The organism is Synechococcus sp. HIMB2401, assembly GCF_042883245.1.
Lineage (GTDB): Bacteria > Cyanobacteriota > Cyanobacteriia > PCC-6307 > Cyanobiaceae > Parasynechococcus.
In genome coordinates this window covers 382,428-394,130 of the sequence record NZ_JBDJKK010000002.1, presented here as the reverse complement: position 1 = coordinate 394,130, position 11,703 = coordinate 382,428, and the positions used below count along the sequence as shown (strand labels likewise).

The window sequence follows — 11,703 nt, the reverse complement described above, 5'->3', positions numbered from 1 at the left end:
GGAAAGCAGGGAAGCGGCGAAGCAACCCTTCAAAAGTGGCCGTAGGTTGTTCGCTCATAACTCGGGATCGTAATGAATCGGCTGAAGGGTGTCAGCCTCTCCTGCCAAAATGCGTTTTACTCGTTCGTCTAGAAATGCGTTGAGCGCTTCTTGCTGCATTTGCTCTCGCATGGCCTCATCAAACCGTGCAGGCTTTAGTTGCTCGAGGCGGAGCAAAACATGCCACTCACCAAGTTGTCGAGGAGCAGAAAGCTGACCGGGACGCAAACTGCGCAAGATCTCTTGAAGCACCTGAGGCTGCAGCCAACCGATAGGCATGGGCCCAATCACGCCCTTCCGCTGGGCTTCCTCGCCAACACCATGTTGATGAGCAGCTTCAGCAAAAGTAGTTTCACCTTCCTCAAGACGAATCCAGAGTTCACGTGCTAAACCAGCATCTCTGACACGAAGCAACGAATAAATCACCTCATCTCTGCCACCTTGTGTAGCAAGAAATGTATCTTCCAAGCCCGGTCCAAAACGTTGCTTGGAGAAACGGCGCAAAGCCTCTGGGAGAAGCAAATGAGTGTCAAGATCACTTTCAGACCAACCACGCTTTGCAAGAAGGTCACTTAAAATCTCATCTCCCAAAAAAGCTTGACGCTGCTCCTCGAGCCACTCAGCAGAAATAGGTACATTTTCTAGAATCAGTTCTTCTTGCTGCCGTCGCACTAGCTTAGGGAAAATTTCCATCCGCCGAACTAGTGCAGAGACCTCAAACTCAGTAAATAAAGAATCCATAATATTGAGCATCAAGACATCCTCGCTGAAGTTAGTGCCTTGGTATCGAGCAAAAGCAACTTGTCAAATTCTTCCGCAAGTTGATCGGCAACTGACAGCCAGTCGCCATGGATCTCTTGGCGAAAAAGACGCATTGATGGGTACCAAGGCGAATCAGAGCGCTGGCGCATCCAACGAAAATCTGCATTGTGAGGCAACAGAAGCCAAGTAGGCTTGTTAAGGGCACCAGAAAGATGCGCAACAGCTGTATCAACAGATACAACCAAATCTAACTGGTTCAAAATAACAGCAGTATCAGAAAAATCTTGGAGTTTATCTTTCCATTCATAAACATCGGGTCGATCACTCCATGGAGAAATTTGCTGAGCATCATCACCAAATTGCAAGCTGTGCAATTCAATCAAATCTAAATCCAATAGACGCTCAAACAACGGCATCAATAGATGCAATGGAAGGCTTTTATTTTTGTACATAGGTTTGTTGTCAGGGTTAGAAGCCCAGACAATGCCAACAGAGATCCCACCTGGAGGGGAGGTGACAGTCAATTCCTCTTTTACAACTTTATTAGATTGGAAGTATGGGCAAACTCCTGGGATCGTATGAATCTCTGTTTTAAAAAGGTGGGGGAGGCTCATCAGTGCGACATGTGACCTTTCATCTTTTTCTGGATCAGTACTGCCAATTTCCATAACTCGGTCACCAAGATTGAACCAATCTCGAAAAAGAGTTACTAGAGACGGCCGTGTTAGAAACAGAAATGGTACCCCCATAGCATCAAAGTATTGAAGATATCGACTGAACTGAATTGCATCTCCAAGACCCTGCTCAGACCAAACAACCAAAGGAAGATCATTTGAGCTTGGTACATCAACCAAATCCCTAACTCGCGGCCCAGAAGTCGGAATCTTCACCTGAGCAAAGTCTTCATTTTCAAAACGGACCTCGTAATACTCCCAACCCTTTAAATAATTACCCAACAATAAATACGCAAGAGCAAGATTCCAAAGCGAATGAGTCGAACTCTGGTCCAACTCAACCCCCATTTCAAGATGACGAAGCGCTTCCTCAGGCTGAAGGACACTAATCAAAGCATTGCCAAGATTTGTATGACTTGGCGCATGTTTTGCATCTAAAGAAATTGCGTAGCGAAAAGCTCTCTCAGCACATGAAAAATCTTCCAAGCCGAAGTATGCTAACCCAAGATTACACCAAACATCAGCAACTAACGGGTCAAGGCAAATACTAGTACGAAGAGAATTTAATGCGTCATGATAATGCGATAGATTAGTTAAAGTTGACCCATAATTGTGCCAAGCTGATGATGCAGTTGGTTCAATGGCTAAACTTCTTCGATAAAGATTAATGGCACGCTCAGGTTCATCATCCTTAAGCAAATTGGCGAAGTTGTAGAGCGTATCAGGACGATTGGGGTCTAATGCAATTGAACGTTCGAAGGCAGACGCAGCTCGATCTTTTTGGCCATCTATTTGTCGGGCTGACATGCCGACAAGGTTGTGGTAAACCCAAAGCGAATCACAAGCTTGAAACACATGGGGCTCAAGCAGAACATCCAAAGCCTCTGTGTAACGCTCCGACATCCAATAAACAGTCGCTACGGGAAGGGCCCAGCGAGGATCAGAGGCTTCCTGTCGAGCATGAAGCGCGATCGACAATGCTTCAGGTGGAGGTAGGGAGCCTGTAGTGACTCTCTCCAGGATGTTGTACCAACCGGCCTCTCCACCATAGATTGGCTGAGACTGGAGACCTGTCGTGTCAACCGATCTAGACGTCATTCGAGAAAAAGCCCTGGAAGCCCATGCCAGACAGGAACTGCTGGTTGCTGAACAGCATTATCGCACCCTGCTGAAGAAGGATCCATACATTGACGATGCGATCAACCTGGGAGCACTACTCCGCGCCCAAGGAAGACTGCAGGAGGGCTCACTTTATTATCAGAAATGGATAAGTCACTTCAAAGAAGATGCACGACTCATAGTCAATGCCTGTAATTGCTGGAATGACAATAATGAGCCTCACATATCAATCAAGCACATAGAACCCTTGATCAAGGGCAAACAAGCAGGAATACAGTTAGGCATATGCTATGCAGACACATTAAACCGACTCAATCGCCTAGAGGAATGCATCAATGTCTTGCATCAATGCTTAAAGAATCAGCCTGACAACAAAGCAATCTGGATACGAATTGGGCTTGCACATGCAAAAAAGAACAATTTAGATGAATCATTACAAGCGTTTGAGAAAGTCAATCAGATCGACCCAAACGATCTTGAAGCTACATCAAACAGGATAACAATACTAAAAGACAAGGGAGATTTTGACAAAGCAAATTCTCTAGTCAGTGAATTAAGCGATAGCCAGAGGCATCAGGTCGATATTGCCCAGGCAAATGCCGGTCTGCTTATGAAGCAAAATAAACTAGTCGAAGCGACAAAGATTTACCAGCATATATGTAAGGTGAAACCACAAAATGCAAACTTTTGGCTGAATTGGGCTGCTGCATTGCGAGGACTTCGCTGGACCGTTGCGCCGTACCGGATTCTCCAACGCGCCCTTTGCTATGACCCATACAACGAGAATGTGCAAGAAGCTTTATTGCAAATACTAGGAGAAATGGCAAGATATGATGCAGTTGAACGTTGCAATACTGCATTGCAAATGGACACCAGGTCCATGAAAAGTAATTATCTATTCAACAGACAATTTCTAGGAATCGGAACAGGTCAAAATAATAAGCAATATCTTGCAGAACAAGCCCGTTTATGGGAAAAGAAGCAACAATCAACCTTTACAAATAATCTTTGGCAAGACACAATACAACAACCACTAAATCAACGAAAATTGCGCATAGGGTACTTATCTGCGGATTTTGCAAACCACCCTGTAGGTAGATTTTTACTCCCTATCCTTACAAACCATGATCACGATCTTGTCGAAATCTGGGGACTAAGCTGCGGATCACATGATGATTGGATTACTGACCATATACGTAAACGTCTCGATCATTGGGTTGATCTAAGGTTTAAATCAATCCCAGAATGCGCAAGGATTGTTGCAGATATAGGTCTCGACATAATTATCGAGCTTGGAGGATTTTCAGCAGATTCACACCTAGAATTATTATGCTATAGGCCTGCACCCATACAACTAAGTTATTTAGGATATCCCGGACCTACTTACCTTAAATGTATTGATGGATGGATTGGCGATACAGTCTTATTTGAGCAACTTGAACCAATAGACCGCGCTGCTCACCCATTAATTGAAATTGATGGCGGTTATATGGTCTTTGATACAGGAGGTGAACTGCCTATGCCAAGGCGAACAGCCAAAAATAAATTCCGATTTGGAAGCTTTAATCATGCTCGAAAACTGACGCAGTCTACGATTGAGCTATTCTGCGAGGTAATGAGAGTTAATCCAGAATCAGAGTTAGCTCTCAAGAGCATTAGTTTTTGCGAACCTGACGAAAAACTCCGCATACGTCAACGATTTGAAAAAGCAGGCTTACCTAGTGACAGACTTTTACTGTTGGATTGGGTTGAAGGGGGACTTAACCACTTGCAACTTTATAGCGAAATAGATGTAGCTCTTGATCCAATTCCCTATGGTGGTGCAACAACTACGGCAGAAGCACTATGGATGGGCGTGCCTGTTATTGCGCTTGCCGGGGAAGGGATGGTGGGCCGACTAGCAGCGAGTCTGCTGACACATGGAAACCAGCATCAATGGGTAGCGCAAAACAAGAATGAATACATTCAAATAGCCTCAGATCTTGCACGTCAAGGACCGAGATCTGAAGAAAAACGCTATAAACTTAGACTTGAATTGCAGAGATCACCACTTGCAGATGGGAAACGTCTAAGCAAAGAACTCGAAAAGCTATACTTAAAACTTCGCTCTCAGATTAGTTAGATTACCTACTTGCATACATTCTAGAAAATGCGTCTTCTAATTGAATCATTAAATCCAAAGGATTACCAAGAGGACTTTTCGCAAGCTGGACGCGCCAATCGTGCCGCTTATTCCTAAGCTGATTTAAATCAGCAGCATATCCAGATGCAAGTTGAATATATTCGTGGACATCTTGAGCAATCCAATCAGACATCTCAGCACCGCTTAAGACAGCTGTACTCATACGACTCACATAATTGTTACCAGCAAGGGTAACAGTCGGAACCCCCATCCACAAAGCCTCACAAGTAGTCGTACAGCCACCATTAGGCAAAGGGTCAAGGGCAATATCAATCTGAGAATATTGATGTAGATGTTCAATCGGACCCTTTGTGAGGTCAAGCCAATCAACTCTTTCCGGATCTAAGCCTTGTCTATGCATGCGTCGTCTTAATAAACGCTGGGTATCAGAATCCGTAGGGTTGGAAGCTTTTAGAACTAAGCGAGAACCAGGAACACAATCTAGAACCATTCCCCAAAGTTTTAAAGTTCTATCACTGAATTTACGATTGTGGTTAAAACTGCCAAAACGTATAGGTCCTGATGGAGGCGCGCTGATATCTACATCAGCTTCGGGTAGAGGTGCCACAGGTTTCCAAGCTAAGAATGGTCGAGATAATCTGACAACTGTTTCAGCAGACCATTCGCTCATTGGATCTGGGAACAATGAATGATCGCCAATCCAATAGTCCATTGTTGGCAATCCAGTAGATGCGAAATAACCCAAATAATTAACTTGAATTGGAGCCAAGCGGGATAAGAATCCGGCAACAAAATTACCGCCAGTCCAACCAGAAAGATCAATAGCTATATCGTATTCACGAGAACGAATTGCAGACACGCGTGAAGCATTAAACTTTCCAGATAATTGGAGCACGTTAATCCCACAATCTTGTCTAAAAAAATCTACAAGCGATGTTGGGCCTACATCTTGCGTCGAAATAATTTCATGAGAGTGAGTCAACGTGCCCTTAGAAGAAGCAAAGAATCCAAGAAGAAATCGACTAACCGGATGATAATCAAGATCTCCTGAAATCCAAGCAATCTTTAATTGATCCCGGACTTTAGTGGACTTTATTGGTACGCCTGGTTGGGCATTTTTAAAAAGCTTAAACTCACGTTCGCTAGACATTAAAGAAACTAACTTATTTACATGATCCTTGTATTTTTTTGATTCACTACTAGCTAACTGCATGATTAGATTGCTATGCAATTGTGCATCTGTTTGAAGTGATAAGGCTGTAACAGACGGCAATAAATGCTCAATCCAATCGGATGCACCATTCCCCTCATAGGAATTGACCTGATTACCAACCACAATTGGAGTGCTGGTGACACTGGACCAGATTTGTTGAAGAAGAGCAGAGCGACGTGCTAAACCAGGCTGACGCTGGAAAAGATTTAAGGCAGTGCAAAGATATAAAAGTTGAGGATGCTCCCCAAAATAAGAAAGTGCCTCTGCAATATTCTGCCTAATATCACTACCATCTCTTGCGTCAATTTGATACTGCACTAATTGCTTCCAGAATCTTAAATTTGACTTGGCCCTACTTCGAACAGACTTCAATAGTTTTACAGCTTCAGAATAATTTTCCTGAAGAGCTAGTGCTTTTGCTCTTAAGAGATAAACTTCAAGAGGTGGATCATTTAAAGAATGAACTAAACCCAAGGCGTTGTCAATTTGACCAAGTTTTAATAAATAAAATGATTTGCAGATACGTAACAACAAAGATTTTTCTAGACCAGACCAAAGCCCCGAAGGAGCACAGGAAATTGCAGAAATATCGTCTTGCCATAACCAGAACAGTATTGATAGGACTCGAACCTCAAGACGCTCAGGAGCTATCGAACGTAATTTAGATAGAACAGATGCAAAAGAAGGAAGATCAAAGCGAAAAAAGTGGAAAACCCCAAGGAGTACAAGTCTATCTTGATGCTCCGTTAATGTATTAACGTCCTGGGAAAGTAGATACGACTGAATTTTGTTATGACTAAATGTACCAGATCTTATGGCCCATAAAGCATGAATAGTTGAGTCAATCTTGTTATTAGATAAATTCAGATTTTCTTGTGCGGTGTCAGGCCATTCAAGTAAAAAATTTTCCACAAAAAAAGAGGGCCTTTCGGCCCTCTATCTTAGTTGAATGCTAGTGATCAGCCAAGGGCGGTGATCACAGAAGTAGCAACCGTTGTGAAGGTAATGCCAAGAGCACTGGGGCTGTTAGCTGATGTACCAGTTACACCAGAGATGGTGAGGTAGTTGTTGTCGTTACCGAAGCTCAACTTACCAGTACCGCTGGCGAAGCTATAGCTTGAGGTTGCACCGTAAGCAGAGTCAACTGCAATGGTGAAGGCAATAGTACCGGTAGAGAAGGAGGCTGTCTGCAAGGAACCGAAGTTAATGGTGTCCTTACCACCACCAGATCCGAAGAAGTAGGTGTTAGTTGCAGAGCCACCAGTCATGCCGATGGTAGCGGTTGCCATGTTGATGCTGTCATCACCAGCACCACCAACGATCGAAGCGTTGAGATTGGTCTCTTCGAAGGTAAAGGTGTCGTTACCAGCGCCGCCGATCACTCGGGTAGCACTGAAACCACCGCCAGTGAAGTTAATGGTGTCAGCACCAGCACCACCGATCAGGGTAGAGCTGGAAACACCACCTTGAGCACTGATGAGAGAAGCACCCGATCCGCTGAGGTTGAGGTTTGATCCACTGATCAATCCAGTGAAGGTTGCAGTATCAGCACCTGCACCGCCAAGCAGTGTAGATGTCAAGAAAGCAGCTGCAGAGATGCTGTCGTTACCAGCACCTGCTGTCAGAGATGAGTCCTTAACACCAGCCAAGGTAAAGGTGTCGTTGGAGTCACCAGAAGTGATGGTGCTGCTCATCAACGATGCGGCTGGAGTGAAGGTATTGACACCTTCACCACCCACAATGGAGGTGTTGGAAACACCAGCAGAGAAATCAAAGCTGTCGTTACCAGCTCCACCAATGATGGTAGAAGCTGTGACTGCTTCAAGGTTGAAGTCAGATACGCCAGTACCACCATCAAGGGTAGAAGCGCTAGTCAGAGCACCAATTTGAAGTGTGTCAGCACCCGCTGCACCATAAATAGTTGCACTGGTGACTGCCCCAAGAGAGAAGCTGTCAGCTGATCCAGCAGTATCAGTTGCAGAGCTGTCACCAAAGATGGAGACGTTTGCAGCGTTGTTAGCCGAAATCAGGTCAGCACCCGCACCACCGTAGAAAGCGGTAGAAGAGGATCTCGTGGATCCAGCGGTTGAAGTGTTGATGAAGAGTGTGTCAGCACCAGCGCCAGCACTAACGGTCGTGCTCACGAAAGAGCCTGTCACCGACAGGCTGTCAGCACCAGCGAAGGCTTTGACGTCCGTCTCGATGACTTGGGTAGCTGCGAAAGCAATGGTGTCATTGCCAGCACCGCCGTAAACCGTTGAGGTTTGAAGCGTAGTGACTGCAAGGCTCAGCGAGTCATTACCAGCAAGCGTGCCGGAAATATCACCACCCAGAATGGTGGAGTTCAGGATGGTGGTAGCACCCTCGAGAACAAGCTTGTCGGAACCGCGGTTTCCAGCGAGATGGGAATTGGTGATGCTGGTGCCGGAGATCTGGGAAATCAGATCAGCACCCTGACCGCCGTAAACGGTGCTGTTTTCGACAACACCACTGAGGTACATGCTGTCGTTGCCGCCGTTCGCCTGAACGAGCGATGCGGACAGCGACTTGCTCAGCTGAATGGAATCAGCACCGTCAAGAGAGGTGTCGTAAACGAAACCGCCACCGCCATAGATGCTGGAAGATTTGATGACCTCATCAAACTTCATGGTGTCGTTACCGAGGTTGCCGGAAACGACTGATCCAGTGAGACTGCCGACGAGTGACAGATCGTCAGCACCCTGGCCACCAACAACTGAGGAGGAACCAGTCAGAGGCGCAGCAGCATACATGGTGTCATTGCCACCATTACCGGCTACGTATGAAGCGCTCAGAGTTCCATTGATGCTGATGCTGTCAGCACCGTCGGAAGAGGTGGCGTCGGAAAGATTGCCACCGTAGACGGTTGAGTTATTGAAGTCGGAGCCAACAAAGCTGATGGTGTCTGATCCCAGATCACCGGTCAGATAGGCGCTGACACCCTTTGTCATCCACAAAGTGTCGTTTCCTGCACCGCCGGAGAGCGTGGCGGTGTTGACGGAAACGGTGATGCCGAGGGAATCGTTGCCACCCTTGCCATAAACAACGCCGCCGCTCAAGTCGGTGGAGAAGTTGACAGAGTCGTTGCCAGCGCCGAGGTCAACGATGTCATTGCTTCCGGCACCCAGGACGTTGTCATCGCCGGTGAGAGCGGAGAAGGAGTCCGATCCGGTACTGCCAATAAGAGTATTGGCGGAGTCCGTCCCGGTGATGTTGTTGTAACTCGAAGTCATTGATGATCGGCTGTTTTGGTGGGTGAGTTGATGATCTCCTCACAACCGCACCCACCATGGGGGCGGCGTGTACCGCACGCCTAGGGCTTACGGCAACGTATTTATACCCTACAAGTCGTGCCCCTGCCAGGCCTTTGGGCAGTTTGATCACTGTTCACAGACATAAGCTCTGTCCAAGCCTGAAGACCTCGGTCACAGTCATAGGAGTCAGCCGTCTTCATAGCGGCTTCTGACAACGCCTCTCTACGTTCCTTTGAATCGAGGAGCGACTCGATCGCCGCAGCTTGCTGATCAGGGGAAAAGAAGTCGACCAGGAGGCCGTTCTCTTTATGTCTGATCACCTCCCGGACTGGGGGGGTATCACTAGCTACAATGCTGCAACCGGCTGCCATAGCCTCCAATAGGCTCCAACTGAGCACGAAAGGTACGGTCAAGTAAAGATGGACGTCACTGTTAGCCAAAACGGCGTGATAGTCGTTTGTTTGGAGCGAACCCAACCAATGTGTACGGTGAGGGTCTAACGACAGGTCACGCTTTGCCCACTCCCCCCAACTACGACCATCCTCTCTTCCGGAACCATATGCGATAACATCAGCACCCACAATCAAGACATGTAAGTGGGGACGCTTCTTCTGAAGAAGCTCGATGGCCTTCATAGCCTGTGGAAATCCTCGATACTCCTCGAAACCACGACTGACATAAGTCAAGACCTCAATTTTTGAATTTTGCGGAAGAGCTGAGTGCCTGTGCGTTTGTTGGCTCTTTAGAGAATTCAAAAAGCTGACATCAACTCCTTCATGGATTACCCGCAAGCGAGAAGACAGGTGGTCAGGAAACTGTTGCTTCTGCCAATGAGTTGGGACAACACCAATATCACAATCAGCAAGCTCTAGTAGGGATTGCGCATTCCATGTACGAAGACGCAATGCACGGTCAGCATCAACAGGACCCCGTCGGAGAAAATCTACATCAGCGCCAGTAGAGTTGTAATACCACTCAAACAAACCAATACGTCTTGCCTCAGGGAAAACGTCACTGAAATAGAGACCGTTTCCAAAGCCCACATGATTCAAAATCCAATGCGGAACCCATCGTTCAGCTCGTAACTTTTGGCAAAGACGGAATACCGCCTGACCCTCTAAAACACTCGATTCAAAACGGCGAAGATAAGGATGTAGTGCCTCTACACCACCAGCGCGATGGGTCTCATAAGTAAGGACCCTCAATCCTTCAACAGGACTAGGGGCGTGCCACTCTCTACTTTTGGCTAGAAACACTACATCGTGGCCTTCAGCTACTAACTTGGGAGCCAACCTCCGAAACTGGGCCGGAAAATTAGTGTGAGATATAAGAATTCGCATTATGGTTCTAAATCATGAATCCTGCCGTTTTAAATCTGCCACAAAAATCTGCTGATAAGAAGGCAACAGCCAATCAGGAAGCTGCTTTTCAGCATGATTAATGTGCATAGTTCCTGGCTCAAAAAGAGTCATTGCAATCAAAACAGCGTTTAGAGCTCCCGGCTTATCAAAGCCTCCCCCTGAAGCAGGGCTCAACTTAGTAGTAACTGAATGCTTCATTTGCTCTTCGGCCGGAGTCAACGGCTCTTTTTGGATACCTGAACGAATAAGAGACCAATAACGATCACCAAAATCTGTAGACCAAATTGCTTGCAATTGCTCTTCAGGACACTTTAAAATCGCATCATTAAGAGAAGTGCGAACTTGACGCAACTCGTTCAAAATCTCTTGATCTTCAGGATCAATGTAATATAAATTAGATAAACCTAGTAGACGATTGAGTTGTACACGGTTACCTACCAGTTCTTGCAACGTATCAGGGAAAGTACCAAAATCTGGCTGCGGCAATTCCGTGGCTGGACTCTCAAGGGAATCTTGAATCGATGATTGATCAAGCTTGTCAGGCGTGTTTTGTTCATAAATATTTTTATAATCCTGAAGCAACCATTCAGGTAGCTGCGAGTCAGCTCTCGCAATGGTCATTAAACCCGGAGGGGAATATAAAAAATTGGCAATGAGAAGTTGGATGGCACCCGGTGAATCTAGGCCGGCAGAAAGTCGCTCACCAATGGAGTTTCGGAAGTTAATTTGTTCGGATGTGAACGTTGTTTCTTTACTAAGAGCCTGAATCAAGGTCTTAGTCACATCGCCAACCGACGAAGCCCAGAGACCTGGGACCAGATCTTCTGGCGCAGCTAGCCAAAAAGAGGCCAAACGATCACGGTGTTCGCAACTAGCACAAGTCGCAAGCGTCCAAGGCTGTGTAGGGAGCTGGAACACAAGAGTTTTCAACGCTTCACCCACTTTACCGTTTCCGCAAACGAGTTCTGAACTCTGCTTTGGCCAAGACGAACGTCAGCATCGCCAGAACAACGCCCATAAGCAAAGGGGCTAGTAGTACCTGAGCGACCCAGAAGAGCCCGCGTGTGAGAAGCCAAACAAGAATACCTAAATATGGGAGGATGCAGATGACAGGAAAAAG

Annotated in this window: 7 protein-coding genes; 1 reads left to right on the top strand and 6 read right to left on the bottom strand. The window is 46.4% G+C overall.

Annotated features, from left to right (window positions below):
• Nucleotides 1–54: 54 nt before the first annotated feature.
• Both AAXE93_RS06890 and AAXE93_RS06885 read right to left on the bottom strand, forming a co-directional pair.
• The gene (locus AAXE93_RS06890; RefSeq protein ID WP_390129402.1) at nucleotides 55–792 is read right to left on the bottom strand and encodes a peptidylprolyl isomerase; all 738 of its coding nucleotides are present in this window, start codon (nucleotides 790–792) and stop codon (nucleotides 55–57) included.
• Nucleotides 792–2,378: a hypothetical protein gene (locus tag AAXE93_RS06885; RefSeq protein ID WP_390129399.1), complete on the bottom strand. Its 1,587-nt coding sequence runs from the start codon at nucleotides 2,376–2,378 to the stop codon at nucleotides 792–794. The genes AAXE93_RS06890 and AAXE93_RS06885 overlap by 1 nt, the downstream gene beginning before the upstream one ends.
• A 172-nt stretch (nucleotides 2,379–2,550) precedes the next feature.
• Here AAXE93_RS06885 and AAXE93_RS06880 point away from each other — a divergent pair, with 172 nt between their 5' ends.
• Nucleotides 2,551–4,716, top strand: a complete 2,166-nt coding sequence (locus tag AAXE93_RS06880; protein WP_390129397.1) for a hypothetical protein — start codon at nucleotides 2,551–2,553, stop codon at nucleotides 4,714–4,716.
• A 1-nt stretch (nucleotide 4,717) separates the two neighbouring features.
• On the opposite strand, the gene AAXE93_RS06875 is transcribed toward AAXE93_RS06880, so the two are convergent.
• The 4 genes from AAXE93_RS06875 to AAXE93_RS06860 form a co-directional block, all read right to left on the bottom strand.
• Nucleotides 4,718–6,862 (bottom strand): hypothetical protein, encoded by a 2,145-nt coding sequence (locus AAXE93_RS06875; protein WP_390129395.1) that lies wholly within the window; start codon nucleotides 6,860–6,862, stop codon nucleotides 4,718–4,720.
• Nucleotides 6,863–6,909: 47 nt separating this feature from the next.
• Nucleotides 6,910–9,201, bottom strand: coding sequence for a beta strand repeat-containing protein (locus AAXE93_RS06870; protein WP_390129393.1), 2,292 nt, complete (start codon nucleotides 9,199–9,201; stop codon nucleotides 6,910–6,912).
• Between the two features lie 101 nt (nucleotides 9,202–9,302).
• Nucleotides 9,303–10,562 (bottom strand): glycosyltransferase, encoded by a 1,260-nt coding sequence (locus AAXE93_RS06865; protein WP_390129391.1) that lies wholly within the window; start codon nucleotides 10,560–10,562, stop codon nucleotides 9,303–9,305.
• Nucleotides 10,563–10,574: 12 nt separating this feature from the next.
• A complete protein-coding gene (locus AAXE93_RS06860; protein ID WP_390129389.1) occupies nucleotides 10,575–11,525 on the bottom strand; it encodes a hypothetical protein in 951 nt (316 codons plus the stop codon).
• Nucleotides 11,526–11,703: the final 178 nt, after the last annotated feature.